A 26,052-nucleotide genomic window follows, 5' to 3' on the forward strand; every position below is an offset into this window, starting at 1 on the left:
GGTCAGGAGGCCGGCATGGTCTCCAGGAACGCCATCATGTCCATCGAGAGCAGCCGTGCCGTCTCCAGCGCGACCACCACCCAGCGGTCGTCGCGCCACTCGGCCACGAAAAGCTGCATCGAGTACCGCGTCGCGGGCGGCTCGTCCTCTCCCGGCATCAGAAACGCCGCCCGGGAGTGCACGACTCCGACGCCCGGGCTGACGAGGCGGGCGAACTTCACCTCACCGTGGACCAGCTTGGTGCCTTTCAGGACGGTGTCCATCAGCACCCGGTGTCCCCGGAGCGCCTCCTCGCGGCTGGTGTAGATGGTCCCTTCCGGTTCCACGAACACGACGTCGTCGGCGAAGTCGGCGAGGAATCCGTCGACGTCCCCGCGGTTCCACGCCTCGTTCATCAGCAGCGGGATGGCACCCAGCGCCTCGAGGGACTGCTCCATGTGTATGTACCTATTCCTCTCCGGTTGTGTCTCCCCCATCCTGAGCGGACGCCACCCTGGCAGCCATGGACGTCAGCGCACGCCTGCTGGACGTCAGCGCCGCGGCGTTGTAGCCGTACGTCGCCTTGAACAAGCGGCTGAAGTGCGCCGGATCAGCGAAGCCCCACCGGGCCGCGACCGCCGCGACCGTGCACCCGCCGCGCATCAGCTCGGCCCGGGACCGCTCGAGGCGACGCCGCCGGACGAGCGCACCGACCGGCTGCGGCTCGTCCTGGAAGAGCTTGTGCAGCCGGCGCACGGAGATGTGGTGCGCGGCGGCGATGCGACCCGGACCGAGATCCCGTTCCGGCAGGTGCGCCTCGATGTAGCCGCGGATGCGGTCGCGCAGCACCTCGTCGGGCGCGGGACGCACGTCCCCCAGGTGTTCGTCGAAGGCCACCGCGAGCAGTTCGATGACGGCCGCGGCCGACCGTTGGGCGCCACCGGCGCTGAATCCCGTGGCCGACCAGGAGAGGTCACGCGTCAGCGACGAGACCAGAGCAGCCGACCCTCGATCACCGGTGATCGGGACTCCGGTCAGCCGGGCGGCGTCGGCCGGACGCAGGCGGAGCTCCTGCCGGGAGACGAGCACGGAGACGTGCCGCGAATCGGTGCTCGTGTACCGGATCGGACGCGCCGGATCGACGAGGACCAGATCGGCCGGCCCGACGACGGCGTCGGAGCGGCCGTGCTCGACCCGCACCGAGCCTCGGGACATCACTTCGATCTGCCACAGCTGTTCGTCCGCCGCCCGCGCGTTCCTGGCGTCGCGGAAGCACTCGCCGGCCGGCGTGACCAACTCGACCAGCTTGAGCGGGCCGAGCTCCCGCGTCACCATCTCGGCGCGGAAGTCGTCGACCTCGTGACGCCCACTCAGGACCGGCGGTAGCCCGTTCTCGGCCAGCGCGGCCCCGTACTGCTCGATGTCGGTCAACACGCAACCACGGTAGACACCCGGCGGTGCCCGCAGAGCGCTACCGGGTCGGCTGCCGGCGCTCCAGCATGCGGCCCCGAATAGCCAGCAGGTCGATGCCCTCGTATCGGCCGATGTATTCGGTGTATCGGCTGATGAGGCCGTCCCGGAACGTCAGGACGATGCAGTTCTCCATCTCCACGCGCTCGCCGGCCGGCGCCATCCCCGGCCCGCCCTTGCTGATGCCGTGCCACAGCATCTCGATGACGACCGCGTCACCGGAGGCAGTGATCCGCTGAACGTCGATGGTGCGGTCGTCGACGAGGTTCGCCGCGTTCGATCCCGACGTCGTCTCCCATCCTCCTCCGTGGGAGACGTTCAGGGCGGGGAACTCGACCCGGCCGTCCTCGGTCATCAGCGCGGCTTTGCGTTCGGCGTCGTGCGCGTTGTAGGCGGCGACGAATTCGTGTGCGATCTCGACGTTTCCCATGACCACTCTCTCCTCAGCTGAAATCGGTCTCTTCGATCGGGCCGACAAATGCGTCCGTCGTCGGCTTCTCGAGCGCGGCTCGCTCTACTCCGGCGACGGCGAGTCGGCGCGGGGGCGTGTGGTTCGCCGGAGCAGCATCACCAAAACCGTCGCGATGGCGAACGCGCCGGAAGCGAACGCGACGTAGCCGTGAACACCGGTGGCCGAATTCGATGGTTCGCCGTCCACGACCACCGCCGTGAACTTCAGCACCGCCGCGCCCACGAAGTCCAGCACCACCGACCCGATCGAAACCGCGACCACGACCAGGCCGGACACCACGCCCTGCCGTTCGGCCGACGCCAGGGTTCCGGCCGTGTTGAAACCTGACGTCAACAGTGCTCCGGCCGTGACACCCAGAGCCAGCGAACAGACGAACGCGATCCCGAACCGGGAAGCCCCCGGAAACATCCCGACGGTCACCACCGTCCCGAGCAGGACCACCCCGGCCAACGCCGGAATCGGCCCGATACGCGCGGCCAGCCACCCCGCCGCCGGACCGCCGACCATGATTCCGATTCCCGCGCCGCCCAGCAGCAACGCCACCGACCCCGTACCGGCCAACCCGTATCCCAGGTCCTCATCCGGCGAGACATCACTGATCAGCGAGATCAGCTGAAGCATGCTCTGGAACGCGCCGGCCCCCAACGCCACGATGAACAGCGTCAACGCCAGCGGCCGACCGACGTTCCGCACATCGATCAGAGGATCGGGCTTCCGAGTGGAGACGACGTACCACCACCCCAACGCCGCGACACCACCGACGAGCAGCGCCAGCGGGCCGACGGACAACCAGCCGAGGCCCGCACCCAGACTGATGTAACTCAGCACCCCGGCCAGGCCACCGCCGAGCAGAACGGCACCCCCGAAGTCGATCGTGCCCGGCGTCCTGATCGACGACTCCGGAACGAGAGCACGCACGGCCAGCGCCATCGCGGCAGCGACCCCGGCCGCCAACACGAACAGAAGGTGGAACCCGTACTCCGTGGCCAGTCTCTCCACCAGAAACCGGGACGCGATATTGAGCACCGCCGAGCCGGAAGTCACGATGCCCACCACGATCAGCCCGATACGTGGGGCACACAGACTCCGCACGATCGCCACGGACAAGAACACCGCCGCCAGCGCCGACCCCTGCAACATCCGCCCGGGCACGAACAACCAGATGCTGGGAGCGACAGCACACAACACCGCACCGGCACCGCTCAAGAGCAACGTCAACACCAAAATCCGGCGCCGGCCATGAATATCGGCGGCTTTACCGAGCAACGGCGCCCACGCCACCCCCGCCAACGTCGCGCTGGCATTGAGCCATCCCGCCTGATCGGTATCAAAATGCTCGAGCATTTCCGGAAGCACCAGCAACGGCGCGGAGACCGCCGAATCAGCCACGAAACCCACCAGAGCCAACACCGCCACTAGGCCGATCAACCGTGGATTCCAGCTCGTATGCAACCCCGCGTCGGCGGTCCCGGTCCTCGCGTGCTGCATCAACGACTCCTTGGTGCATGCGAGACCGGGACGGGCACGGGAGCCGATCGGACCGGTTGGGGAGCGCCGTCCAGCCGGGAGCGCAGCTTCTCGCCCTCGACGTCCACATCGGGTAGTAGCCGGTCGAGCCAGCGCGGCAGCCACCAGGCCGACCTGCCCAGCAGGATCAGGGCGGCCGGCACGATCGTCATCCGGACGATCAGTGCGTCGAAGAGCACGGCCGTGCCGAGGGCGAACCCGATCGACTTGATGATCGCGGCCGGTGCGAGAACGAACCCGGAGAAGACGCTGATCATGATGATCGCGGCGGCGGTGACGACCCGGGCGCCGTGCCCGAATCCCCCGATCACCGCGGAACGGGCCGTGGCGCCGTGGATGTACTCCTCGCGCATGCGGGTCACCAGGAAGACCTGGTAGTCCATGGCCAAGCCGAAGACGATGCCGATCAGGACGATCGGGAGGAAACTGGTGATCGGTCCGACCTGGTCGACGCCGAGCGCATCCGCGAACCAGCCCTTCTGGAACACCGCGACCACGGCGCCGAAGGTGGCCGCGACGCTGAGCAGGAACCCCGCGGTGGCCTCCAGGGGCACCAGCACCGACCGGAACACCAGCATGAGCAGGATGACCGCGAGGCCCACCACGACCGCGAGGTACGGGAGCAACGCATCGCCGAGCTTGGTCGAGACGTCGATGTTGAGGGCGGTCAGACCGGTGACGGCGATGGTCGCGCCGGGTACGAGGCCGTCCTGCTGCCGGATCGCCCGGACCAGGTCCCTGGTCGCGTCGGTGCTGGGGCCGTTGTCCGGGATGACCGTGAGGAGGGCGGTGTCGCCGGCCTCGTTGACCGCCGGGTCGGCGACCGCTCCGACGTCGTCGATGTCGCGGATCCGCGTCGCCACCTGCTCGGCCGCCTGCGGCGCCGTTCCGCTCCGTGCGTTGACGACGACGATCAGCGGACCGTTGAAGCCGGGCCCGAAGCCCTCGGAGAGCAGGTCGTACGCCTTGCCTCGAGTGGTCTCCTTCGACGCGGTGCTGTCGTCGCCCAGTCCCAGCCGCATGTCCAGCGCGGGCAGCGCGACCACACCGAGCCCGACGACGGAGAGCAGTAGCACCGCCACGGGCCGTCGGGCGATCATCCGCGCCCACCGGGTGCCGAGGGTGGGACGGCCGTAGGTCTGCCCGGCTTTCCGATCGCCGCGGATCCGCCGGCCGGCGAATCCCAGCAGCGCCGGTAGCAGGGTCAAAGCGATCACGACGGACACGGCGACGGTGAACGCCGCGGCGAGGCCCATCTGGGTCAGGAACGGGATACCGACGACGGACAGTGCGGCCAGGGCGATGATCACGGTGAGACCGGCGAACACGACCGCGGAGCCGGCGGTGCCGACCGCCCGGCCGACGGCGTCCTCCCGCTCCCGGCCGGCAGCCAGTTCGTGCCGGTACCGGGAGACGATGAACAACGCGTAGTCGATCGCGACGGCCAGACCGAGCATCAGCGCGAGGGTCGGTGTCTCCGACGACAGGTCGACGAACCCGGAGGCGGCGGTGATCACGCCGATGCCGATCGCGATGCCGAGGATCGCGGTGAGCAGCGGCAACCCGGCGGCGATCAGCGACCCGAACGTGATGACGAGCACGACGGCCGCGACCACCACACCGATGACCTCGCTGAAGCCGCCCTCGTCCTCGCCGGGCACGGCGTCACCGCCGGCCTCGACCCTCAGGCCGCCGGCCCGTGCGCGGTCGAGGACGCTCGTCAGGGCGGCATGTGCGCCCTCGGACACCTCGTCCCCCGGCACTTCGTAGGTGGCCTCGGCGAATCCGATCGTGCCGTCTTCGTTGACCGCGCCGACGCGGAACGGGTGGGCGACCGCGGCCACCTGTGGCGACTTCTCCAGCTCGGCGACCGCGGTGTCGATCGCACGCCGGTAGGCCGGGTCGCGCAGCGTCTTCCCGTCGGGCGCGGCGAACACGACCCGGGCGGTGGCACCCCCGGCCGACGCCTCCGGGAACCGCTCGGCGAGCAGGTCGATCGCCTGCTGGGACTGGGTGCCCGGAATGGTGAACGAGTCCTTCGTCGGCTCGTCCAGCGCGGACGCGCCGAACAGCGTTGCCGCCAGGACCGCTAGCCAGGCGGCGGCGACCCACCGCCGGCGGTGGAAGGCCAACCGGCCAATCCGGTAAAGGAGCGAGGCCATGAAACGTTTCTCCTGTTCAAGGACCTACGGGATCGTTCGCCGTCGGCGGCGGACGTCTGCGGACTTGCCGCGGCGCGGAACGAGCCGGCTGGTCGCCGGCCGCGCCGGCCGACGTCGAAATGCGACACCGGAATCGTTCGCCCGGCCGGCCGCTCCCGTCATCGGCCCGGCGCGGTGACTCCACCCGCGGCGATCGCGGCGGCTCCTGGCGGTCTGCTACCGCGAACGCAGGTGCTGTTCCGGCCGGGCGGGGCGTCGCCTACTGCGCTCGCGGTAGAACGTTTGTAGCCGCGCGTACGACCTGGTTACTGTCGTTTTGTGAGAGCTGACGAGCCGGTCGGCGGCCGTTTCGTGGCCGCGAAACGGCGCGCGGTCGTCGACCCGGAGCGGGTTGCCGACCGCCTGCGCCGGTTCGCGGTCACGCGCCCCACCGCCACTCGCCTGATCGGGGTCGGCGTCCTCGTTCTGCTCAGCGCGATCATCACCGCGACGCCCGACCCGTCCGCGTTCACGCCGACCGCCATCGTCACCGGCGTCGTGGTGGCGGCGAGCTTCGTCGTCATTCCGGCACTGCACTGGCCGGCTTGGCTCATCCCGGCGATCGCGACCGCGGGCGTGATCGCCGCGACGCCGTCCGAGGCGACCGACTCGCCCGCCCGCTCCGCCCTGATTCTGGCGATCTTTCTGTTCTCCTGGCGCTCGGACAACGTCCTTGCCGTCGTCGTCACCACCGCCGCGAGCGTCGCCGCGGTGCTGGCCAGCGGCGCGGTGGCCACTGTCTACGGCCACATCGGGTGGGACGACCTCGAGGTCCTGCCGTGGGTCGTGGCGGCCGCCGCGCTCGGGCAAGCTGTCCGGGCCAATCAGGCGCGGCGAGCCGTACTCGTGGAACGGGCCCGCCGCGCGGAACTGGGCCGGGAGATCGAGGCACGTCACCGCGTCCAAGCGGAACGGCTACGCATCGCACGCGAGTTGCACGACGCGGTCGGCCACCAGGTCGCGCTCATCAACGTCCAGGCGGGCGCCATGACCCTCCTGCTGGACCGATACGACCTCGACCGGGCCCGCCAATCACTGGAGCACATTCAGAACGCCAGCGAATCCGCGCTCTCCGAGCTCAGGCTGACCGTCGGCTTGCTGCGCCAGCCCGGCGAACAGGAGCCCGTCGAACCGGCCGGACGGCTCAGCCGGCTCGACGAGCTGATCGCGTCCTTCACGGCCACCGGACTTCGGGTCGCCTGCCACGTCACCGGGCCGGCCGGGCCACTACCCGACGCCGTCGACCTCACCGCCTACCGGCTGATCCAGGAATCGCTGACCAACACCGCGAAACACGCCGCTGGCACCTCCGCATCGGTCCGGCTCGACTTCCGTCCGGGAATCCTCACGCTGACCGTCGAGGACGACGGTCCGGCGATCCGGACCGGGTCACGAGTCGCAGCCACGGGCACGATCGGGCACGGCATCATCGGCATGCGCGAGCGAGCCGCCGCACTCGGCGGCCGGCTCTCCGCCGGTCCTCGCCCCGAAGGCGGCTTCCGGGTCACCGCCGAGCTCCCTACTCTCGCCGGCGCGACCGCGTGACGGGGGTACGCGTACTGCTCGCCGACGACCAGGACATCGTCCGCGCCGGCCTGCGTCTCATGGTCGACAACGCCCCCGATCTGACGGTCATCGGTGAAGCCGCAACCGGCACCCAGGCCGTGCGGATGGCCCGCCGGACCCGCGCCGACGTCGTCCTCATGGACATCCGCATGCCCGAGCTCGACGGCCTCGCCGCCACGCGTCGGATCTGCGCCGACCCCGACCTCGCCGGCGTGAAGGTACTGATCCTGACCACGTTCGAGGTCGACGAATACGTCTTCGAAGCGCTCCGTGCCGGTGCGAGCGGATTCCTCGGCAAGGGCGCACGGCCGGAAGCCCTGATCGACGCGATCCGCACCGTCGCTCGCGGCGAGGCCCTGCTCTCACCCGCAGCTACCCGCGGGCTCATCGCCCGGTACCTCGCCCTGGACGAACAACGCCCGGCCCCGACCTCCGGCGTTCTCGACGGGCTCACCGAACGGGAACACGAAATCGTCGCTCTGGTGGCCACCGGCATGTCGAACAACGAGATCGCCGATCACCTCACGCTGAGCCCTCTCACCGTCAAGACCCACGTCAACCACGCGATGACCAAGCTCGACGCCCGCGACCGCGCCCAACTCGTCGTCATCGCCTACCAGGCCGGTCTCCGCGGACCGCGGAGTGGGGCACACCGGGGCAGCTCGTCCGCTGGAAGCTCGTAGCGCCGACACCGCGGTTGGACGAGGCTCGAGCGCGTGGATCCACGGCGCGCACATCGGTTCCACCGCGCCGTGCGGCCCGCCGTGGGTTCCCGACCCGAAGGGCGCAGGATCGCTCTCCTGTCTGAGCGATCGGAATCGCGCGCTCGATTCCGGCTCCCGTGCGTGCCGTCCAGAAGGGAGGATGACGGCCCAGCGGCGCGACGAACGGAGCTCATCATGACGACGCCCACCACGCCGGTAGATCTGTCCGGTTCGGATGTGGACGCGGTGCTGTCGGCGTACCGCGGACTGGCATTGAAGGAGACACGGGCGCTGCGGCGACGCCAGGGAGCCCCCCAGCACGCGCCGCGGCTGGAGGAGGCGCAGGTGTACTGGTCCCTCCTCGACGTCGCGGCGGTTCTGCGGGGCGACCTCGCGGTCGGCCTGAAGGCACTGGACGACGCTCGTCGGGAGGCGGGCGTGGAACCGGCCGGTTCTTCCGTGCCGGCACCGGTGAAGCCGGAGGAGATGACGGCCGCGGACCGCGACGTGCTCGACCGGGCCACCCACCTCGCCATCACCGTGGCGGAGGATCTCCGGAACCTCGGAGGCGCCGCGATTCTCAAGAACACATTCGGCGGAGCGAAGTCGATCACCGGGGCCGTACTGGACGTCCTGGAGAAGGTCGGCGTCGTCCTCCGGCAGGTGTTCGACGCCACCACCCTCGGCACGGTGCCCCCGAAGGAACTCCGGAGCGGCTTCGTCCTCAGCGCGACTCTCCCCGCGGGGTTCGTGGCGTTGGCCAGCGGCATTCCCGGGAAGGTCCCGTGCATTCGGGTGCGACCGGGCGCGGTGCGGACCGGCGACCCGAAGCAAGCGGCGAAAGAGTTGGTGCCGGCCCTGCTGCACGAAGCCTCGCACGTGCTCCCGACCCTGAGCACGCTCGACCTCGCGTACCGGGACACGGTGGCCTTCCGGCTCCTGCCACTGACTTTCCGCCCCGCGAACGCGGCTCATTTCGAACAGGCCGCGATCGAGATGTTGGAACTCCCGGGAAGCCTGCTCACCGGCCTGGACCGCAAGGTGTCCTTCTCCGGCGCCGATGACCTCGACCCGGCCGCGCTCTCCGCGGTCGACCGGGCAGCCGCGATTCTGCAGGTCCGGGTGGTCCGCGCATGGGTGTACAGCTTCCGACTGTCCGGCTCGGGGATTTCCCGGGTGACGGACGAGCCGCGTGCGCTCTTCGACGACGTCGCCGGCGCTCCGCTCGGGAACATTCCCTGGAGTCTCCGGCAGGAGATCTACGACGACCTGTTCGAGGGCGCCGCGGCTCTGATGCGAATCCTGAAAGACGAGAAGGTCCCGGGGGAGAACGCCTCCGGAGCCCTGGCGGCCCTTCGGACGGAAGCCGGCACGGCGAAGAGCGCACCCACGATATCCGCGGCCTCGATCGTGGACCGAACGATCGACCGGATGCTCGCCGATCTGAACGCCGCCGGGCGGCTCGCCTTCCCCGACGCTCTGCGGCGACTGATCCAGGGATGCCACCGTCTCGAGTCCAAGGCCCTCGGGGACGCGCTGGGCGCGCATTTCGAGGCGTGGGGTGCCCGCCCCTAGGAACAGGCGGTACACGGCGACGACGAGCGCAGCCCGGTCGCGCGCGCCCCGCGCGGCTGACCGCCAGGTCGATCAGAACCCGGAGACCAGTATTCGCCCTCAGGACGCGCGGCTCGGGCGTCTGCCAGGCGATGTGTGGTGGCCTGCGGCGTGCGGCAGGTGGAAGGCCCCCGTCATGCCGATGAGCACGATCATGTGATGGTGAGCGAGCGGACGGAAGGTCAAGAACAACGCCGGCGCCGACCTCGGGAGCGACGGCGCGAGATGCTGCGGCTACCGACGGTTCGGCTACGCGCACGCATGACGCTGCAGCGTCCTACCCGTGCGGGAGCGAGTGTAGGTGCATATCCCGACCTCAGCTGGAAGGACGTGCCCGAAGCAGTCGGGTTCGGCGCCGATGGTGCGGTCGCGGCGCTGTGGGGGCACCAGCAGCACAAAGGCTGGGGACTGACCCGTCACGACCAGCACGGACACGCGCAGAACGTTGTCTCACTCACCGGTGCCCGCCGCCCTTCTTTTGTTCAGCCGCTGCCCGACGGTCACACGCTGCTGGTCGAAGCTCGGAGTCCTGGCGGAAGCCGCGGTGGAGAGAATGCCGCCGTCCTCGACGCCGAGGGACACTGGGTGCGCGGTGCCCATCTCGGTGATGCCATCGGGCATGTTCTGAGCACTGCCACCGGCGCGGTGTGGGTGGGCTACTTCGACGAGGCGGCCGCCCATGGCAGCGGCTTAGGCGGTCATGGGCTGGTCCGCTTCGACGCCGAGCTCACGCCCGAGTGGCTCTACCCCTTCGGCACCGGCCTGCCGACCATTTGGGACTGCTACGGGCTCAATGTGGCCGGCGAGCAGGCGTGGGCGAACATCTACAACCATCCCAACCGACTCATTAGCGTCGACGCCGAGCAGGCCAGCGACCACGGAGCTGACCCTGTGAACGGTGCGGACCGGCTACTCATCGACGGAACTCGCGGAGCGCTGATAGGCGGCCGAGCGGGCGAGCACGACCTCGTCACGCCAATACTTCTCACCCCCGAGGGCGTCGCGAAACGGGCGGGCGCGCCATCTCGACTCGTCATGCCTGATGGCACCGAACTGCCTCGAGCACGGCGCGACGCGCGACCGACGTGCCGTGGACCCGAAATGCATGTGCTGGTCGGCAGCGCCGTGTACCGAGTCGACCTCGACGACCTCACACCGGCCTGAACATCCGCTCATGCCGCAGCGCGAACGCGGTGAGCGCGACCGCGATCACCGCGATGACCACGGCCGCCACCGGCGGCATCGTGTAGCCGGGATCCTCGGTCGGCGGAACGCCGACCCGCAGCAGCGGGCGGATCCAGGCATAAGTACAGAGGACGACGAACGTGATGCCCGGACCGACCGTCGGGTACGGCACCTGCAGGCCGGCGCTGACCAGCCGCACCGACGACGATGTCAAGTTCTCTTGACTGTCTAGTCAACTTGACATTACCCTCTGAAAGTCAAGAGAACTTGACGTACGACGGAGGGATGGAGCAGATGACGTCTGCGGTGGAACGGCTCTACGGATGGATCTTGGATCGCGACGGAGATCTCTACGGTGACGAGCAGGAACGGTTGCGCTGGTACGAGGCCGGCTCAGCGACAACGACCCTTCAGACGATCGCGGTCACCTGGGTCGTCGCGATAGCCGCGCTCGTCGGTGGCCGACCCGCGGCACCCGCACTGACGGCCGTCCTGATCGCTCTGTACGTGCCGATGCTGCTGACCGTCGCCTACATCCAGCGGCGAAGGGTGCGCACCCTCCCTCGCCGCTGGGGCCGCAGGCGCGTCGTCCTGACGCTGCTGACGGTTCTCCCCTACACCGTCGCTGCCGTCGCCCTCCTCCGCGCCTTCCGTCTGTCGTCGGACGCGAACCTCGGCGCGGCCGTCGGCGCCGCTCTCGGAATCCTCCTCGCGGTCGTCGTGCTCGTCGCGCGCTACCGCAAAGAACGCTCCCGCGAGACGGACACGGCCGACATCGAATGACCAGGCAACCAGCGAACGGACGCTCCGGCGGAGTCGTGCGCGCGGAGTCCGACGACGGCCGGGACGGCGAACGCGTCCGCAACCGCCGCAAGGAGCAAGGGCTCACCCAGGTCGACCTGGCCCAGCGGATCGGCGTCAGTCGCCAGACCGTGGTCACGATGGAGACCGGCGACTACGCCCCGTCGGTCTACCTCGCCCTACGGATCGCCCGCACACTCGACACCACCGTCGAGGCACTCTGGGGCTGACCGCGTCCGCCCGACGCGCCCACCACTCAGGTCCGCAGCGTCTCTCGTGGGTTGACCACCGCTCAGGCAGAAGCTCAGTTCCTCAGCAGCTGAGCCCGGTTCCCTCCGGCGAGGTCCGCTGACCAATTACGACCATCGACGAACGAAGGCCAGCTCCCTAACGCGGGAACTGGCCTTCGACCTGCGGTAACACGGTGGGCGATACTGGGATCGAACCAGTGACCTCTTCGGTGTGAACGAAGCGCTCTCCCCCTGAGCTAATCGCCCTCAGGGACGCTCACACCATACTAGATCCCGTCAGCTGAAGGGGAATCCGGTCCAGCCACTGAGTCGCAACGACACCAGCAAACACCCCACCAGTAGCAAAAAGCCCGCAAAACCCACGGCCATCCGTACTACCAGCGGCTGGCGGAGCACCCACCTCGTCCAGGCCGCCACCGCGCCGCGGGTGAAGTGCAGCAGGCGCCGCGCCCACGAGTACTCCGTGGAGAGGATGCCGAGGCCGGCGATGACGACCAGCCAGCCGGGGCCGGGGGCGGGCACCATGATCAGGCCCAGGATCACCACCACGACCCCGACCACCGTGATCGCCACCCGGTACGGGAAGCCGAAGACCGGGTGCGAGCGCATCGGATGGTGCATCCGGTCGCGGAAGAAGACGCCCCACGCGACGAAGCGCAGCGCCAGCGGGTGGGCGCGCAGTCGGTCGACGAGCGTCGGCTCGGCCTCGGGGGGCCGCTCCTGAGTGTCGATCACCGATTTCCCCGTCCGCTCACAGGCCCATCGTCTCTCACCCTGGCGACCTGGACCAGGCCCCGCAACTCCATCGGCCGACACGCCGACGTCCTGAACCCAACACGGGTGGCATGACCAGCGGGTTCACCGGGAAAGACAGTTGATGGACGCCGGCCGAACGATCCTCGACCGACGCCCGCATCTCTCCGCTACCTCACTCGTTGTGGTTCTTGAGCCACGCAGCGCTGAGTTTGCGTAGTGGTCAGACCGGGAAGAACGGGTATGGGTTCGCGCCCGCGTTCGACGCGTGCGGACGTGCAGAAAGGTGCCACCGATGGGGATCGCACAACCGACTCGGGTACAGGTGGACGTGTCATTGCGTCTAGTTGTTCCGGAGGGGTCCTCCCTGCCAGTCAAGGCGAGTCTCCGGTACGAGCCCGAGGACCCGTACGCGGTCCACGTGATATTCCATGCCGGCAGCACGGAGGCCAGCGGCGAGGTGTCGTGGTCGTTCGCCCGTCAGCTCCTCGCCGACGGCATGAGCGAGCCGACCGGCATCGGCGACGTCCGGGTTTGGCCCTGGCAGGCCGCGAACGGTCCGTCCGTCGCGCTCGCCCTCTCCTCCCCCGACGGCCACGCGCTGTTCGAGGTGCCGCGGCTCGCGCTCGGCGACTTCCTCGGGCGCACGTACCGCCAGGTTCCGGAGGGCGCGGAGAGCGTCCACCTGGACATCGATGGCGCTTTGGCGGCCCTCCTCGGGACGTACGGCAGCGAACCTCGCTGAGCTGATTCCACGTGAGTGCCGCCGCGCCATGGGCGCGGCGGCACTCACTTTTTGTGATCCCATCGCTGCGCATCGTATGCGGTAGTGACCGTTTTGCGCGCGCCTACCCCGCAACGCGGCGTGTTGCAATTCTCGATTGACGCTCTGAGCAGCGCGTTTGCGTGCAGCCCACACCGCGACCCGGACATCGGCGACAACCCTGCCGTAACCCGCTCTTTACCAGAGCCACGCCCACCCCTCATGAGGAGGTGGTGGCATCCCGATGACCGTGCGTGGTCGGCGACACGTCCCCCGGGTTTGAACCTTGGCGCGTGACTCGGCTACAGTTCTCCCTGTCAGCAGCGAGCGGGCCGAAAAGCCCGATCGAGCTAACACGCGGACGTGGCTCAGCTGGTAGAGCATCACCTTGCCAAGGTGAGGGTCGCGGGTTCGAATCCCGTCGTCCGCTCGGTAGACGCCCTCGGGCGTGGCGCTGGCGTCGTAGGTTGACGCCAGCGGTTACTCCGGCGGCGTGGCCGAGTGGCTTAGGCAAGGGCCTGCAAAGCCCTGTACGCGGGTTCGATTCCCGCCGCCGCCTCGGGCGATTAGCTCAGTGGGAGAGCGCTTCCTTGACACGGAAGAGGCCACTGGTTCAATCCCAGTATCGCCCACCACGTTAAACCAGGTCAGAGCCACACCGGCTCTGACCTGGTTGCTTTTTTCACGGCTTCCCACCCACGATGGATCGTGACGCCACGGACGACGACGCTCGGCACCACGGCGGCTCGGCCTATCGATTCGCGCAATTCCTCGGTGTCGTGCTCGCGCCCGGTCTCCTGGTCTCGGTCCAACCGTTCATCGTCGCGCTGGACCACGACGGGGAGGGCACCCTCGGCGAACGGATCGTGTGGGCCGCGGTGATCCTGCTGTCCTGCGCGATCGGTCCGTTGACCATCCGCGAGATCTGGATCCTCCGCGGCAAAGTCACCAGCGGACGCCGCGTCCACAACCGCGCCGAACGGCTCGCACCGCTCACCGTCGCGCTCGGCGTCGTCGCGGCCGGGGTCGCGGCCCTGCAACTCGGCCACGCACCCCCGGATCTCCGCGCTCTCGTCTGGGCCATGCTCGTCGGGTTGGCCGTCACCCGCGTCGTGACCTCGGCGTGGAAAATCTCGGTCCACGCCGCCGTGACGGCCGGCACCGTGACGATCCTCGTGCTCGTCGGCGGTCCGTCGGCACTCCTCGCGACGCCACTGATTCCCCTGGTCGCCTGGTCACGAGTGAAGACCAGCGCTCACACGGTCGCCCAGGTGATCGGCGGCGCGATCATGGGCGCGGGCGTCGCGTACTCGGTCTTCACCACCCTCACCTAGACCGCCGTGACCCGATTCGCTGCAGGCGCGTTCGCCGGTCGAGCGCCACGCTGGAGGCATGCCCACCGAACTCGGTCAGTTCCCGCGCAACCGGCGCGAGCGGGTTGACCCCGAAGCCGTCGGCCTCGAACCGGACCAGAAGCCGCAGCGCGTGCCCGGGCTGCGTCGCGAGGAGCCGGCCCCGCTCGCCGGGGTCAGCCTCGGCTACTACACGCGCCTGGAACAGGGCGTGAGCTCGACCAGCACCGGCTCGACGGGGTGCTGGTGACCGCCGCGCACGGCGCCCCGCCGGCGGGTCGTGCACGCCGACGTCCGGGACCTTCGCCGACCAGGCCCGGCCCGGCGTGACCGGCGGTGCCGTGATCAGCGGGGCGTTGTCCGTCGACTCCGCCGAAGGCACCCGGACCGGCCAGATCGTCCGTGCGTTCGGAGGAAAATTCGCGTGCTAGCGTCGCCGACGTGGCTTGGAGTACTCGGGAACTCGCCGATCTCGCCGGTACCACCGTGAACACCATCCGGCACTACCACCGGATCGGTCTGCTGGCGGAGCCGGAACGCCGGGGCAACGGGTACAAGCAGTACGGCGTGGCGCATCTCGTCTGCCTGCTGCGTATTCGACGCGTCGTGGAGCTCGGCGTGCCGCTCTCCGACATCACCGCGGCCCGGGTGTCGGACCGGAGCGTTCCGCCGGAGGTGCTGCGCCGGGTCGACACCGAGCTCGCGGCCGAGATCGAGCGCCTGCGTAAGGCACGCGAGGACATCGCCACCGTCCTGCACGAGGGCGCGCCGCCCGACACCCCGGCGGGCTTCGAGTCCGTCGCGGGACGCCTGTCCGCGGCCGACACCTCGCTCCTGCACATCTACAGCCGGCTGTACGACGCCGACGCCATGAAGGACCTGCAGCGCATGGCGGAGTCCGACACCGACCCCGCCAACGCCGAGCTGGATTCGCTGCCTCCGGACGCGGACGAGGCCACCCGGCAGGACCTGGCCGAGCGGATCGGGCGGATCATCGCGCAGAACCTCGTCGACTACCCGTGGTTGACCGACCCGTCCGAACGCATGAACCAGAGCGAACGCGCCACCATGGCGACGTTCCTCAACGCCGTGACCTCGCTCTACAACGAGGCGCAACGCGATGTGCTCGCGCGGGCCGGTGTGCACGCGCAGCAGCACCTCCGCGCCCTCGGCCCGGACGAGCTAGCCCGGCTTCGCGGCGGCGAGTAGCACTTCGGCGGTGGCCCGGGCGGCCTCGGCCGCGGTCGGATCGGGTTCGGCCGCCGAGGCGGCGATGTTGGCGCCGTCGTAGAGCTGGACCAGTTGACTGACCAGCCGGCCGGGGTTGCGGTAACCGCCCTGCTCCACCGGGACCGCGAACAGTTCGTGCAGCCAGGCGCGGAACTTCTTCTCCGCCAGTTCCTCGGTGCTTCCGGGCTGCGGAATCCCGGCGTGGTGGAAGGCGCAGCCGGCGAAACCGGGTTCGACGAAGATCTGGCCCAGTGCCTCGAACACGGCGAGGATCCGGTCGTGCGGGTCGGTCTCCGCCGCGGTGCGCGCATCGATGGCCGCCACCCACCGGTCGTGCTGACGCATCAGGTACTCGCGGACCAGCTCGTCTTTGCCGTCGAAGTTGTAGTACAGCGAGCCTTTGGCGACGCCGGACTCCTCGAGGATCCGGTCGATGCCGACCGCGTGGATGCCCTCGCGGTAGAAGAGCCGGTCGGCCGTCTCGAGCAGGCGCTCACGGGCGGAGCGTCGGCCCGGGCCGGCCACCGATGTCATGCCTCCAGCCTACGTTCAGAACGGTTGCAGCGCCTCGGCCGCGGTGAGGCCGCCGTCCACCGGGATGGTGGCCCCGCTCACGAACGCCCCGGCCGGTCCGGCCAGGAACGCGATCACCTCGCTGACGTCTTCGGGCCGGGCGATGCGACGCAGCGGGGTGATCGGGACGTACCCCTGGAGCATCTCGGCCGGGACGCTGGTGAGTACCGGACCGGGTGCGACCGCGTTGACGCGCACCCCGGCCGGTCCGTACTCGGCCGCCCAGGCCCGGGTCAGCGAACCCACCGCCGCCTTGGTGGCTCCGTACACCGCGTTGTAGGCCCCGCCGAGCTGGGCCGCGCCACTGCTGACGTTGATCACGCTGCCGCCGCCCCGCTCGGCCATCGTCGGAGCCAGCGCGGTGGTCAGCAGGTAGACCGCGCGCACGTTGGCGTCGAGCATCGCGTCGTACTGCTCCACGCTGATACCGGCGCTGGGGCCGAAGCTCCCCACCCCCGCGTTGTTCACCAGGACGTCCACGTCACCGGCTTCGCGGACCAGCCGGGCCACGTCGTCGGCGTTCAACAGGTCGGCGGCGACGAAGCGGGCCGACCCGCCGTCGGCCTGGATCTTCTGGACCACCTCGGCGCCGCGCTCGGCGTTCCGGCCGGTCACCACCACCGTCGCACCCCGGGCCGCCAGGGCGAACGCGGTCGCCCGGCCGATTCCGGTGGTGGAACCGGTGACGAGGGCGGTCTTACCGGACAACTCACTCATGACAACCTCACTCTTTAGACTGGTCTGTCTAAAAGCAAATTTAGACAGGTCTGTCTAAAGCGCAAGGTGTCGTCGGCCACAGACCGGTCAGTGGTCGAGCGGCACCACCCGGAGCGTGGCCTCGCGCGCGGCCGGCCCGGTCATCCGCCGGACCCCGGAATCGCGGCCGTAGCGGGCACGCAGTGCCTGGTCGACCTCGGTTTCGCGGCCGACGTCACGGACGAAAACCACAGTGATCCGACGACCGGCGACGTCGATCTCCCCGCGTCCGGCCCGGGTCGCACGGCGGTACCAGGCGCCGGTGACCCCGTTGAGCGAACGGATGAGCTCGTCCTGGCCGAGGCGGACGTGCCCGATCAGCGCGAACGGCCCCGCGGTGCCGTCCGGGCGCGCGGCCGCCACCCGGATCAGCGGTGAGTTCTCGAGGGCGGCCAGTTCGTCCGGCGTCCAGGCGCGCGTCGGTTCGGTGCGGTCCATGACACCCAGTGGAGACCGTGTTCCCGGCACACGGTCAAGCGTCGCTTGACCTGGTTCCGACAACAGGGTGTCTGCTCGCCGGTGAGCGACCAAGGAGCCCACCCGTGAATCACGCGCCGACCCTGGCCGAGGATCTTCTCCTCCTGCTGTTCTCGCCGGAATCCGGCACCATCGCCGGCGAGAACACCCTCTTCTACACGCTGGCGGGCGGGGTGCTCGCCGACCTCGCGCTCGGCGAGCACGTGCGTACCGTCCCCGGCCGCCTCGGCGCCACGCTCGTGCAGGCCGTCGACACCCGCCCGCCGGCCGACGACCTTCTCCGCTCGGCGTGGGACTACGTCGTGCCGAAGCCCCGCGGCGTGCAGACCGTGCTCGCCGCGATCGGCCCGCCGCTGCGCGGCCCGCTGCTGGACCGGCTGGTCGAACGCGGCGACCTCCGCCGGGAGACCCACAGGACCCTCGGGCTGTTCGACCGGACGGTGCTCGCGGACGGCGGCACGGGTCGTCGGGACCAGCTCCTCGACGACGTCCGGCAGGTGCTCGTCGACGGTGCGGAACCGGCGCCCCGGGTCGCCGCGCTCGCGGCCCTGCTGTCGGGGAGCGGAACGCTTCCGCAGTTCGACCCCGAGATCCCCTGGACCTCCCCGGTGATCACCCGGGCCAAGGAACTCGAACTCGGCAACTGGGGAGCCGGTGCCGCCTCCGAGGCGGTCCAGCGCACGATCACCGCCACGATCGTCAACAGCGTGATCGTCGCCGTACCGCAGTCGAACTGATCGGCGAACACACGTGATCGAGCAATGGCGGCGGATGCGGGCGGCCCGGCGAATCCAACCGGGAGACGGCCGGGCCCTGAAGCCGTTCCGCTGGTGGCAGCTGCCGTTCCGCGCGCTGCTCTACCTGACGCTGTCCCATCCGGACGGCCGGCCGACGGTCTACGCCGTCGACCTCCCGCACCGGGCCGACACGGGCAGCGGCAAGGCGCGAGCGCACCTGTACGTCGACGGCAGGCAGTACGCCCGGTCCAAGCTCCCGGCCGCTTTCCCCGTCGAGGGCGGCACGATCGAGGTGGCGATCAGCGCGTTCGGGGTCAAACGCTGCCACTACGTCACCGTCGACGGCGAGGAGCGCCAACTCGTCCCCGATCCGCGCTCCGCCGAGGGGCGGCGCGCCCGCTTCGACGGCAACCACCCGGCGCTCAGCCGCGCGACCGGTGTCCTCTCGGTGCTGACGCTGCTCGTCGGCGTCGCGCTGAACGTGCTGCAACTCGCCGAACCGATCTCCCGGATCCCGGCGATCACCGAGAACCTCGGGCGTTTCGACTCGCCCGTCCACTTACCGATCTGGCTCAACGTCGCGCTCGCGCTCGGAGCCGTCGCCGGAAGCACCGAGCGGGCCCTTCGCCTGCGCTACAGCCTGCTGGACCAGGCCGGAAAATAGCCGTGCCCACTACGCTGGACGGTGGCCGGCTCGTGCACCGACGCTCACCGGGAGAAGGCTGCGATGACCGATCGACCCGCCGTCCACCTCGCCGTCCCGGTCGACGACCTGGGCGCCGCGCGCACCTTCTACGGGCAGGTGCTCGGCCTGGCCGAAGGCCGCTCCAGCGACCACTGGATCGACTGGGACCTCTACGGCCACCAGTTCGTCACGCACCTCGTCCCCGGCCCCGTCACCCCCGCCGGTCTCAGCGAGGTCGACGGTCACGAGGTCCCGATCCCCCACTACGGCCTGCTGCTGAGCGTCGAGGCGTTCCACGAACTCGCCGCCCGGCTGACCGGCACCCCCTTCCTGATCGAGCCGTACCTGCGCTTCCCCGACCGGCCGGGCGCCCAGTGGACGATGTTCTTCCGCGACCCGGCCGGCAACGCCCTCGAATTCAAAGCGTTCCTCGACGGGACCCAGGTCTTCACCCGGTGACCGACGCCGAGCTCGACGCGTTCCTGGCCGGGTTCGTCAGCGACGTCCGCGGCCTCCTCGGCGGCACCTTCGTCGGCGCCTACGTCCAGGGCTCCTTCGCGCTCGGCGCCGGGGACCGCAACAGCGACTGCGACGTCGTCGTCGCCACGACCACACGGCCGACCGGCCCGATCGAGTCCGGCCTCCGCCTGCTCCACGCCGGCATCCCCGACCGCCCGGGATTCTGGTCCACCCATCTGGAAGCGTCCTATGCCGACGTCGACACGCTGCGCGCCGAGGCCCGCGCCGCCCTGCCGAACCTGCTGGCCGAGACCCGCACGTGGGCGCCGTTCGACGTCGCCTGGACCCAGCGGTACCTGGTCTCCACGTACTGCCGGCTGCTCTACACGCTGCGCACCGCGCGGGTCGCGTCGAAGCGCGGCGCCCTCGACTGGGCCCACGACACCCTCGACCCGGTCTGGCGTCCGCTGCTGACGCAGGTGCGTGACGACCGTGCGCTCGGCTGGGAGCCCGACGCCCCACCCCGCCCCGGCAGCCTCGACGCCACCTACGACTTCGCCGCGTACGCCGAATCGTTCGCCCGCTGAACGCGACGGCGGCTCGTGTAACCTCCGCGCCTATGGTGTCGGCGCGAGGGGCGAGCGCCCGGGTGCTCGCCGCCTTCGTCGTCGCCGCGGCCGTGGCCGCCGTCGTCACGTGGCTGGTGATCAAGCCGGACGACGACGGGGTGCCGCCGATCCCGCGCGTCGAGAGCGTCACCGAGCTCGGGCCGTTGAAGCAGCACCCGCGGGTCAACGGGCGGGACAACGGGCAGAGCGCCGGGGTCGGGCGCCGCTCGATCTGGGTGTTCGGTGACACCGTCACCCGCGAGCCGTGGGCGTTCATCTCCAGCACCGGGGCGTCGACCACGGATCTGCGTGCGTCCGACGGCATCACGATCACCAGTACCGACGTGTTCGGCACGGCCGGTCCGGTGCCGACGAACATGATCCCGTACACCGCCGCCGAGAAGGCGTTCACCGCGAAGCACGAGAAGAGCCGCTGCACGCCGGCGAAGGACGCGAACTGCGGCGCCCAGATCGGCCTCTGGCCCGGCGCGATCGTGGCCGATCCGGAGCGCGACCGGGTGCTGGTGTTCTACGCCAAGCTGTGTCGCGGCGGCCCGGAGAACTCCCGCTGTTCCGGCCCGCTCGGGCACGGGCTCGGCACCGGCGTCGCTTCGCTCGACCTGACGACGCGGAGAGTCACCCGTCTGACCGCGACCGGCGCGTCGCCGTTGCCGAGCGTCGAGACGGCCGCGGACCCGACGCTGTTCTTCCCGTACCGCACGGCGTACACGGCGGCGGCGACGCTCGTCGGCGACCAGCTCTACGTCTACGGCGACTGCAACAGCCGCTGCCACCTGGCCCGCGTGCCGATCAGTGCGGTCGCCGATCGCTCCCGCTGGGAATTCTTCTCCGGACGCGACGCGAACGGCGCCGCGGAGTGGTCGAAGGACTACGGCGACGCCGCGACGAACCTGAGCGCCGGATCGGCGGGCAACTCGGTGATCCGGGTGCCTGCCCTCGACGCCTGGCTCAACGTCTATTTGCCGCCACTGAGCAACACGCTCACCGCCCAGATCGGATCCTCCCCCGCCGGCCCGTGGTCCCGCGGTTTCCCGCTGGCCACCACCGACAACGCGGGAGCGGGCACGAACTACGCCGGCTTCGCCCACCCTGAATACGCCGAAAAGAACGGCCTGGTGCAGTACCTGACCTACTACCAGGCCTCCACCTACCAACAACGCCTACTACGCCTGACCTTCGACGGCTGACCCCGTCCGCGTCGCGTCTCCACCGGCATGAACACTGTCGACCATGGATTTCGGTGATGTCGCCTCGGCAGTGAGTGCGCTGATCGCGGCTTTGGCGGCGGCGGTCGCGTACAGACAACTCCGCGTGTTCCAGCGAGACGCGCTGGAGGCACGGGCCGCGGAGATCGGTGGAGTAGCCATCGAGACGGCCATCCTTCGCAATCCTCGGGGCGAGGATGTCGCCGACGGGACGGCGCGCTGGCAATACGAGTTCACCATCCACAACCCCGGTCGGTTACCCATCTCGGACGTGCGCGCGATCGTGAAGTTCCCGGTGCCGGTCCAGCGCGAGCACTACGACGGCTCCCTCGACCCCGCGAATCCCGAGGTCGAGATCTACGTCCCCGTCATCCCGGCGAACTCGGCGAGTGTGTCGCGGCGCCGCACTCTGCGGATCAGCGAGGAGGCACGCGGACAACTGAGCGGAACGACCAGCTCGGTCACCTTCCTGACCAGCGACCTCGGACGCGTGACCTGCGATTGGCCGCCGACCCCGACCGGGCACGACCGCGCGAAGCGGCTCGCGGAGTACGTGCGCGCGGCCGGAGTGCGCGTCACGTCGGCGTGATCACGCGGATCGGGGTGCCTGCGGACCAGGCTTCGATGTTTTCCGCTATCTGGGGGTACCAGAGTTCGTAGGTTTCGCGGGTCACGTAGCCCAGGTGAGGGAGCAGGACGGTGCGTGGGGCGGTCAGGAGGGGATGGTGGGCGGGCAGCGGCTCGGTGTCGTAGACGTCCAGGCCCGCTCCGCCGAGCGCACCGGCGTGGAGCGCGGCGACCAGCGCGGTCTCGTCGACGATCGGGCCGCGTGAGGTGTTGACCAGGACGGCGGTCGGCTTCATCCGGGCCAGCTCGGCCGCACCGAACAGGCCCGACGTCCGGTCGCTGAGGCGCAGGTGGACGCTCAGGACGTCAGCATCGGTGAGCAGTTGGTCTTTGGTGACGAGCCGGGCACCGACCGCGGAGGCACGGGCCGCGGTGAGGTTCTCGCTCCACGCGATCACGTTCATGTCGAACGCCCGGCCGACGCGCGCGACCTGCGCCCCCTGACGGCCGAGCCCGGCCAGGCCGAGAGTCGCGCCGGCGAGCCCGGTGCCCACTGTGGTCTGCCACCGGCCCGCGCGCAGCGCGCGGTCCTCGGCCGGGACGTGGCGCAGCACGGCCAGGATCAACGCCCAGGTCAGCTCGGCCGTGGCCTTCGCCGGGCCGGGCGCGGACCCGGTGCCGCACACCGTGACCCCGTGGGCGGCCGCCGCGGCCAGATCGATCGACGCGTTCGCCATGCCGGTGGTGACCAGCAGCTTGAGGTCGGGCAGCCGCGCGAACTCGGCCGCGCCGAACGGCGTGCGTTCACGCATCGTCACGACGACGTCCGCGCCGCGCAGCGCGGTGGTCAGCTCCTCGACGTCAGCCAGGTGCTCGTGGTGGACGGTGGTCTCGGCGGCGAGCCGGTCGAACGCACCGAAGGTCCGCGCGACGTCCTGATAGTCGTCCAGCACGACGATGCGCACTCAGGCCTCCGCGGCGTTCCGTAGGGCCCGGACCACGGTATCGATCGCGGTGTCGTCGATCGCGTGGTCGGAGACGCTGATCCGGATCGCGGTCCGGCCCTGCCACACCGTGGTGCCGAGCCAGGTGTCGCCGCCGCGCTGGATCGTCGCGGCGGTGCGTCGGGTGCGCTCGTCGTCGTCGCCGACGCGGACCAGCACCTGATTGAGCGTGACGTCGTTGAGCACCTCGACGTCGCCGTCGAGCTGCTCGGCGATGCGCCGGGCCTGCGCGCAGGACCGTTCGATCAGCGCGGCGACGCCACGGCGGCCGAGGCTGCGCAGCGCCGCGTACACCGCGAAGGCACGCGCCCGGCGGGAGCTCTCCGGGGTCCAGTCCGAGCCCTGGCGTTCGCCGTGGCGCACGAGGTAGTCGGCCGACAGGCGCAGCGCCGCGCGGTGCGCCTCGGGCCGCGCGCAGAGGACGATTCCGGAGTCGTAGGGGACGTTGAGCCACTTGTGGCCGTCGGTGGCGATCGAGTCGGCGCGTTCCACGCCGTCGGTGAGGTGACGCAGCGCCGGCGACGCGGCCGCCCACAGGCCGAACGCACCGTCGACGTGCACCCAGGCGCCGTTCGCGCGGTCGACGATCTCGCCGACCGGGTCGATCGCGCCGGTGTTCACGTTGCCCGCCTGGGTGCAGACGATCGTCGGACCGGTGATCTCCGGGAGCCGGTCGGCGCGCAGGCGCCCCTGGTCGTCGACGTCGACGATCGCGAGCTGGGCGCGGCCGATGCCGAGGAAACGCAGCGCGCGGTCGATCGTGGCGTGGCGTTCCCGGCCGACGACGACGGTGATCGGCGGGGCGCCGAAGAGGCCGTCCTGTTCGAGGTCCCAGCCGGCGTTCGTGAGCACGTGGTGCCGGGCGGCCGCGAGACCGGCGAAGTTCGCGAGTTGCGCGCCGGTCGTGAAGCCGGCGGACCAGGTGTCGGGCAGGTGGAAGAGGTCGCAGAGCCAGCGACGGCAGATCTCCTCGACCGCGGCGGCGGCCGGGGAGAGCGCGTAGAAGCCGGGGTTCTGGTCCCAGGTGGACGTGAGCCAGTCGGCGGCGAGCGCGGCCGGGAGCACGCCGCCTTCGACGAAGCCGAAGTACCGGCCGCCGTTGGTGACGACGAGCCCTTCCTCGACGCCGCGCGCGAGCTCCTCGACGACCGTCCGCGGGTCGACGCCGTCGTCGGGCAGGTCGGCGCCGATCGTGCCGGCCAGCTCGCCCAGCGACACCGGCTTGGCCACCGGCCGGGTGCCCACCCGAGCGAGATAGTCCGCCGCGAGGGCGGTGGTCGCGTCCAACAGTTCCTTCACCCGGGGCCTCCCGCTCGTCGTCGCGGAGCGGGGCGCCGATCGTCAGAGCTGACGAACCCGCCTCCACCGCTGCGCGTTTCCCGCACTCAAGGTGTAGTACATCTCGCTCGTCCGACCCGAGCCGGGCGGCGCGGCGCGGTAGTGCGACCGAATCGGCCAGATGCCCTGCTTCGGATGATCAGGCCACCATAAGCGGCAGATACGAGTGAAGCCGTTGAAGGCTCCGCCGAGTTGACCCCGGGTGAAGTCGGTGAGCGTCGCCAGTTCGGTGAGGCTGGTGGGCCGCCCGGGACGTTCGGCCAGCCGATCGAGAATGCGGACCATCCGATGACACGCGGGCCGCTCGTCGTCGACGATGCGCCGGAGATCCGACTCGCTCCAGGCGCTCTCGTCGCCGCCGGAGTTTCCGCCCAGAGCCGCGACGAACGCGGTGCTGGGCATGCTTCCGCCTCGGACGTCCTCCCCCTGCCGGTCGTTGATCTGGATCGGCATCGGACTGGTCTTCAACAGCACGGGAAGAATCGGCTTTCGCTGCTCCAGCGCATGGTGCAGCTCACGCCGGGCCCATTCCGACTCGTACGACTCGGGCGTGACGACGAAGAGCACTGCGGAGCAGGTATCGATCCGCTTCTCGATCTCGCGGGCGTAAGTGGCGCCGGCCTGGATCTGGAAGTCCCACGACACTTCGACGCCGGCCCCGGTGAGGTGGAGGACGAGTTTCTCGACGTAGTCGCGGTCCTCGCGGGCGTAACTGATGAACACCAGACCCGTCACCACGCGCTCCCTCCGTCGGATGCGGAATCACCGTACGCGTCGGCCGCGGAGGTTGCCGGTATCCACAGCGATCGGTAACGTACAACCTTGTGGTTGTAGATCAGGCCGAGGTCGATCGGATCTTTGCGGCGCTTGCGGACGCTACCCGGCGGGACATCGTCACTCGCGTGTTGAGCCGGGAAGCATCCGTGTCGGCGTTGGCGCGGCAGTACGCGATGAGCTTCGCGGCCGTGCAGAAGCACGTCGCGGTGCTCGAGCGCGCCGGGCTCGTCACGAAGCGGCGGAGCGGGCGGGAGCAGCTGGTGCGCGGTGACATCGACACGATCCGGCGGGCCCGCGAGCTGCTCGGCCAGTACGAGGAGATCTGGCGCGGACGCGTCGACCGGATGAGCGAACTCCTGGAGGACTCATGACCGTCATCAGCACGACGCCCGACCCCGACGCCCACACGCTGACGCTGGTGGCGGAGTTCACCGCCCCGCCGAAGGCCGTGTGGCAGCTCTGGGCCGACCCGCGCCTGCTCGAGCGGTGGTGGGGTCCGCCGACGTACCCGGCCACGTTCCGGGAGTACGACTTCGTGGTGGGCGGCGAGGCCCGCTACCACATGACCGGACCCGACGGCTCGCGCTCGAACGGGTTCTGGCGGTTGACGGCGTTGGACGAACCGCGGTCGCTGGAGTTCGAGGAAGGCTTCGCCGACCAGCACGGCAACCCGACGGCCTCGTTGCCCGTGGCCGCGACCCGCGTCGACTTCGACGAGACAGCGGCGGGGACGCGGATGACGATCGTGTTCCGCTACGACACCGCGGAGCAGCTCGAACGAGTGGTGGCGATGGGGATGGCCGAGGGGATCACGCTGTCGTTCGGCCAGATCGACGCGCTGCTCTAGGCGGGGCGGTGCTGTCGCGGACGACCAGCTCGGTCGGGAGCAGCACGTGGGGCACGGCTTCCGGGCCGGCGGCGGTGCGGCCGAGCGCGGCGGCGAGCGCCTCGGCCGCGGCCTGGCCCTTCGCCCGGAC

30 protein-coding genes, 4 tRNA genes and 1 pseudogene are annotated in these 26,052 nt (G+C 70.1%); 21 read left to right on the top strand and 14 right to left on the bottom strand.

The features are described from left to right. Positions 1-2: 2 nt before the first annotated feature. The 5 genes from ABD437_RS36685 to ABD437_RS36705 form a co-directional block, all read right to left on the bottom strand. Positions 3-437 carry an SgcJ/EcaC family oxidoreductase gene (locus ABD437_RS36685; RefSeq protein ID WP_344653563.1) on the bottom strand — a complete coding sequence of 145 codons (435 nt, stop codon included), beginning with the start codon at positions 435-437 and terminating at the stop codon, positions 3-5. A gap of 10 nt (positions 438-447) precedes the next feature. Further along, positions 448-1,413, bottom strand: a complete 966-nt coding sequence (locus ABD437_RS36690) for a helix-turn-helix domain-containing protein (protein ID WP_344653564.1) — start codon at positions 1,411-1,413, stop codon at positions 448-450. A 37-nt stretch (positions 1,414-1,450) separates the two neighbouring features. After that, positions 1,451-1,879 carry a nuclear transport factor 2 family protein gene (locus tag ABD437_RS36695; protein ID WP_344653565.1) on the bottom strand — a complete coding sequence of 143 codons (429 nt, stop codon included), beginning with the start codon at positions 1,877-1,879 and terminating at the stop codon, positions 1,451-1,453. 84 nt (positions 1,880-1,963) lie between these two features. After that, positions 1,964-3,409 (bottom strand): MFS transporter, encoded by a 1,446-nt coding sequence (locus tag ABD437_RS36700; RefSeq protein WP_344653566.1) that lies wholly within the window; start codon positions 3,407-3,409, stop codon positions 1,964-1,966. Further along, positions 3,409-5,610: an MMPL family transporter gene (locus tag ABD437_RS36705; protein ID WP_344653567.1), complete on the bottom strand. Its 2,202-nt coding sequence runs from the start codon at positions 5,608-5,610 to the stop codon at positions 3,409-3,411. Before ABD437_RS36705 ends, ABD437_RS36700 begins: the two co-directional genes overlap by 1 nt. A 318-nt stretch (positions 5,611-5,928) precedes the next feature. Here ABD437_RS36705 and ABD437_RS36710 point away from each other — a divergent pair, with 318 nt between their 5' ends. From ABD437_RS36710 to ABD437_RS36725, 4 genes are all read left to right on the top strand, one after another. Next, positions 5,929-7,194, top strand: a complete 1,266-nt coding sequence (locus ABD437_RS36710; protein ID WP_344653568.1) for a sensor histidine kinase — start codon at positions 5,929-5,931, stop codon at positions 7,192-7,194. Next, a complete protein-coding gene (locus tag ABD437_RS36715; RefSeq protein ID WP_344653569.1) occupies positions 7,191-7,898 on the top strand; it encodes a response regulator in 708 nt (235 codons plus the stop codon). Before ABD437_RS36710 ends, ABD437_RS36715 begins: the two co-directional genes overlap by 4 nt. Positions 7,899-7,931: 33 nt before the next feature. Then, positions 7,932-9,494, top strand: a complete 1,563-nt coding sequence (locus ABD437_RS36720) for a hypothetical protein (RefSeq protein ID WP_344653570.1) — start codon at positions 7,932-7,934, stop codon at positions 9,492-9,494. Positions 9,495-9,863: 369 nt separating this feature from the next. Then, positions 9,864-10,697 (top strand): hypothetical protein, encoded by an 834-nt coding sequence (locus ABD437_RS36725; RefSeq protein ID WP_344653571.1) that lies wholly within the window; start codon positions 9,864-9,866, stop codon positions 10,695-10,697. Here ABD437_RS36725 and ABD437_RS36730 read toward each other — a convergent pair. Beyond that, on the bottom strand, positions 10,684-10,932 hold the full coding sequence (locus ABD437_RS36730; RefSeq protein WP_344653572.1) for a hypothetical protein: 249 nt from the start codon (positions 10,930-10,932) through the stop codon (positions 10,684-10,686). The genes ABD437_RS36725 and ABD437_RS36730 overlap by 14 nt on opposite strands. A gap of 71 nt (positions 10,933-11,003) precedes the next feature. On the opposite strand from ABD437_RS36730, the gene ABD437_RS36735 reads away from it, so the two are divergent. Next, complete coding sequence (locus ABD437_RS36735; protein WP_344653573.1) at positions 11,004-11,501, top strand: hypothetical protein; 498 nt, start codon at positions 11,004-11,006, stop codon at positions 11,499-11,501. Next, positions 11,498-11,749, top strand: a complete 252-nt coding sequence (locus ABD437_RS36740; RefSeq protein WP_344653574.1) for a helix-turn-helix transcriptional regulator — start codon at positions 11,498-11,500, stop codon at positions 11,747-11,749. The genes ABD437_RS36735 and ABD437_RS36740 overlap by 4 nt, the downstream gene beginning before the upstream one ends. A gap of 195 nt (positions 11,750-11,944) precedes the next feature. Here ABD437_RS36740 and ABD437_RS36745 read toward each other — a convergent pair. Together ABD437_RS36745 and ABD437_RS36750 are read right to left on the bottom strand one after the other, a co-directional pair. Continuing rightward, a tRNA-Val gene (locus ABD437_RS36745) sits at positions 11,945-12,016 on the bottom strand. Between the two features lie 30 nt (positions 12,017-12,046). After that, positions 12,047-12,505 (bottom strand): TIGR02611 family protein, encoded by a 459-nt coding sequence (locus tag ABD437_RS36750; protein ID WP_344653575.1) that lies wholly within the window; start codon positions 12,503-12,505, stop codon positions 12,047-12,049. Positions 12,506-12,818: 313 nt separating this feature from the next. Between ABD437_RS36750 and ABD437_RS36755 the strand changes: the two genes are divergently transcribed. From ABD437_RS36755 to ABD437_RS36785, 7 genes and pseudogenes are all read left to right on the top strand, one after another. Next, complete coding sequence (locus ABD437_RS36755) at positions 12,819-13,268, top strand: SsgA family sporulation/cell division regulator (RefSeq protein ID WP_344653576.1); 450 nt, start codon at positions 12,819-12,821, stop codon at positions 13,266-13,268. 375 nt (positions 13,269-13,643) lie between these two features. Then, positions 13,644-13,716 (top strand) — tRNA-Gly (locus ABD437_RS36760). A gap of 57 nt (positions 13,717-13,773) precedes the next feature. Next, positions 13,774-13,845, top strand: a tRNA-Cys gene (locus ABD437_RS36765). A 1-nt stretch (position 13,846) separates the two neighbouring features. Next, a tRNA-Val gene (locus ABD437_RS36770) sits at positions 13,847-13,921 on the top strand. 66 nt (positions 13,922-13,987) lie between these two features. Then, positions 13,988-14,620: a phosphatase PAP2 family protein gene (locus ABD437_RS36775; protein WP_344653577.1), complete on the top strand. Its 633-nt coding sequence runs from the start codon at positions 13,988-13,990 to the stop codon at positions 14,618-14,620. Positions 14,621-14,678: 58 nt separating this feature from the next. Further along, positions 14,679-14,867: pseudogene (locus tag ABD437_RS36780) on the top strand (transcriptional regulator); the annotation flags it as partial. A gap of 212 nt (positions 14,868-15,079) precedes the next feature. Beyond that, positions 15,080-15,847: a MerR family transcriptional regulator gene (locus ABD437_RS36785; RefSeq protein ID WP_344653578.1), complete on the top strand. Its 768-nt coding sequence runs from the start codon at positions 15,080-15,082 to the stop codon at positions 15,845-15,847. Here ABD437_RS36785 and ABD437_RS36790 read toward each other — a convergent pair. From ABD437_RS36790 to ABD437_RS36800, 3 genes are all read right to left on the bottom strand, one after another. Next, positions 15,821-16,402 (bottom strand): TetR/AcrR family transcriptional regulator, encoded by a 582-nt coding sequence (locus tag ABD437_RS36790; RefSeq protein WP_344653579.1) that lies wholly within the window; start codon positions 16,400-16,402, stop codon positions 15,821-15,823. The two genes, ABD437_RS36785 and ABD437_RS36790, sit on opposite strands and share 27 nt — an antisense overlap. 15 nt (positions 16,403-16,417) lie before the next feature. Then, positions 16,418-17,158, bottom strand: a complete 741-nt coding sequence (locus ABD437_RS36795; protein ID WP_344653580.1) for an SDR family NAD(P)-dependent oxidoreductase — start codon at positions 17,156-17,158, stop codon at positions 16,418-16,420. An 87-nt stretch (positions 17,159-17,245) separates the two neighbouring features. After that, positions 17,246-17,635, bottom strand: a complete 390-nt coding sequence (locus ABD437_RS36800; RefSeq protein WP_344653581.1) for a DUF2255 family protein — start codon at positions 17,633-17,635, stop codon at positions 17,246-17,248. Between the two features lie 104 nt (positions 17,636-17,739). On the opposite strand from ABD437_RS36800, the gene ABD437_RS36805 reads away from it, so the two are divergent. From ABD437_RS36805 to ABD437_RS36830, 6 genes are all read left to right on the top strand, one after another. After that, positions 17,740-18,411 (top strand): GOLPH3/VPS74 family protein, encoded by a 672-nt coding sequence (locus tag ABD437_RS36805; RefSeq protein ID WP_344653582.1) that lies wholly within the window; start codon positions 17,740-17,742, stop codon positions 18,409-18,411. 13 nt (positions 18,412-18,424) lie between these two features. Further along, entirely contained in the window at positions 18,425-19,075 is a 651-nt protein-coding gene (locus ABD437_RS36810) for a hypothetical protein (protein WP_344653583.1), read from the top strand. Positions 19,076-19,138: 63 nt separating this feature from the next. Beyond that, the gene (locus tag ABD437_RS36815) at positions 19,139-19,555 is read left to right on the top strand and encodes a VOC family protein (protein WP_344653584.1); all 417 of its coding nucleotides are present in this window, start codon (positions 19,139-19,141) and stop codon (positions 19,553-19,555) included. Then, positions 19,552-20,142, top strand: a complete 591-nt coding sequence (locus ABD437_RS36820; RefSeq protein WP_344653585.1) for an aminoglycoside adenylyltransferase domain-containing protein — start codon at positions 19,552-19,554, stop codon at positions 20,140-20,142. The genes ABD437_RS36815 and ABD437_RS36820 overlap by 4 nt, the downstream gene beginning before the upstream one ends. 32 nt (positions 20,143-20,174) lie before the next feature. Further along, the gene (locus tag ABD437_RS36825; protein ID WP_344653586.1) at positions 20,175-21,371 is read left to right on the top strand and encodes a DUF4185 domain-containing protein; all 1,197 of its coding nucleotides are present in this window, start codon (positions 20,175-20,177) and stop codon (positions 21,369-21,371) included. A 43-nt stretch (positions 21,372-21,414) separates the two neighbouring features. After that, positions 21,415-21,978, top strand: a complete 564-nt coding sequence (locus tag ABD437_RS36830) for a hypothetical protein (RefSeq protein ID WP_344653587.1) — start codon at positions 21,415-21,417, stop codon at positions 21,976-21,978. Here the strand turns inward: ABD437_RS36830 and ABD437_RS36835 are convergent. From ABD437_RS36835 to ABD437_RS36845, 3 genes are read right to left on the bottom strand one after another with little or no spacing between them, the layout of a single operon-like run. Then, complete coding sequence (locus ABD437_RS36835) at positions 21,965-22,921, bottom strand: D-2-hydroxyacid dehydrogenase family protein (protein WP_344653588.1); 957 nt, start codon at positions 22,919-22,921, stop codon at positions 21,965-21,967. The two genes, ABD437_RS36830 and ABD437_RS36835, sit on opposite strands and share 14 nt — an antisense overlap. Continuing rightward, the gene (locus ABD437_RS36840; RefSeq protein ID WP_344653589.1) at positions 22,922-24,259 is read right to left on the bottom strand and encodes a pyridoxal phosphate-dependent decarboxylase family protein; all 1,338 of its coding nucleotides are present in this window, start codon (positions 24,257-24,259) and stop codon (positions 22,922-22,924) included. A gap of 42 nt (positions 24,260-24,301) precedes the next feature. After that, positions 24,302-25,033 (bottom strand): toll/interleukin-1 receptor domain-containing protein, encoded by a 732-nt coding sequence (locus tag ABD437_RS36845; RefSeq protein ID WP_344653590.1) that lies wholly within the window; start codon positions 25,031-25,033, stop codon positions 24,302-24,304. A gap of 89 nt (positions 25,034-25,122) precedes the next feature. Between ABD437_RS36845 and ABD437_RS36850 the strand changes: the two genes are divergently transcribed. Further along, on the top strand, positions 25,123-25,446 hold the full coding sequence (locus tag ABD437_RS36850; RefSeq protein WP_344653591.1) for an ArsR/SmtB family transcription factor: 324 nt from the start codon (positions 25,123-25,125) through the stop codon (positions 25,444-25,446). Beyond that, positions 25,443-25,922 (top strand): SRPBCC family protein, encoded by a 480-nt coding sequence (locus tag ABD437_RS36855; protein WP_344653592.1) that lies wholly within the window; start codon positions 25,443-25,445, stop codon positions 25,920-25,922. The genes ABD437_RS36850 and ABD437_RS36855 overlap by 4 nt, the downstream gene beginning before the upstream one ends. Positions 25,923-26,052: the final 130 nt, after the last annotated feature.

The organism is Cryptosporangium japonicum (assembly GCF_039524755.1).
Lineage (GTDB): Bacteria > Actinomycetota > Actinomycetes > Mycobacteriales > Cryptosporangiaceae > Cryptosporangium > Cryptosporangium japonicum.

Coding starts and splice junctions, on each gene's coding strand:
- ABD437_RS36685 (WP_344653563.1), bottom strand. CDS start 437: ATGGAGCAGTCCCTCGAGGCGCTGGGTGCCATCCCGCTGCTGATGAAC.
- ABD437_RS36695 (WP_344653565.1), bottom strand. CDS start 1,879: ATGGGAAACGTCGAGATCGCACACGAATTCGTCGCCGCCTACAACGCG.
- ABD437_RS36700 (WP_344653566.1), bottom strand. CDS start 3,409: ATGCAGCACGCGAGGACCGGGACCGCCGACGCGGGGTTGCATACGAGC.
- ABD437_RS36705 (WP_344653567.1), bottom strand. CDS start 5,610: ATGGCCTCGCTCCTTTACCGGATTGGCCGGTTGGCCTTCCACCGCCGG.
- ABD437_RS36735 (WP_344653573.1), top strand. CDS start 11,004: ATGGAGCAGATGACGTCTGCGGTGGAACGGCTCTACGGATGGATCTTG.
- ABD437_RS36740 (WP_344653574.1), top strand. CDS start 11,498: ATGACCAGGCAACCAGCGAACGGACGCTCCGGCGGAGTCGTGCGCGCG.
- ABD437_RS36755 (WP_344653576.1), top strand. CDS start 12,819: ATGGGGATCGCACAACCGACTCGGGTACAGGTGGACGTGTCATTGCGT.
- ABD437_RS36775 (WP_344653577.1), top strand. CDS start 13,988: ATGGATCGTGACGCCACGGACGACGACGCTCGGCACCACGGCGGCTCG.
- ABD437_RS36790 (WP_344653579.1), bottom strand. CDS start 16,402: ATGACATCGGTGGCCGGCCCGGGCCGACGCTCCGCCCGTGAGCGCCTG.
- ABD437_RS36795 (WP_344653580.1), bottom strand. CDS start 17,158: ATGAGTGAGTTGTCCGGTAAGACCGCCCTCGTCACCGGTTCCACCACC.
- ABD437_RS36800 (WP_344653581.1), bottom strand. CDS start 17,635: ATGGACCGCACCGAACCGACGCGCGCCTGGACGCCGGACGAACTGGCC.
- ABD437_RS36815 (WP_344653584.1), top strand. CDS start 19,139: ATGACCGATCGACCCGCCGTCCACCTCGCCGTCCCGGTCGACGACCTG.
- ABD437_RS36825 (WP_344653586.1), top strand. CDS start 20,175: ATGGTGTCGGCGCGAGGGGCGAGCGCCCGGGTGCTCGCCGCCTTCGTC.
- ABD437_RS36830 (WP_344653587.1), top strand. CDS start 21,415: ATGGATTTCGGTGATGTCGCCTCGGCAGTGAGTGCGCTGATCGCGGCT.
- ABD437_RS36855 (WP_344653592.1), top strand. CDS start 25,443: ATGACCGTCATCAGCACGACGCCCGACCCCGACGCCCACACGCTGACG.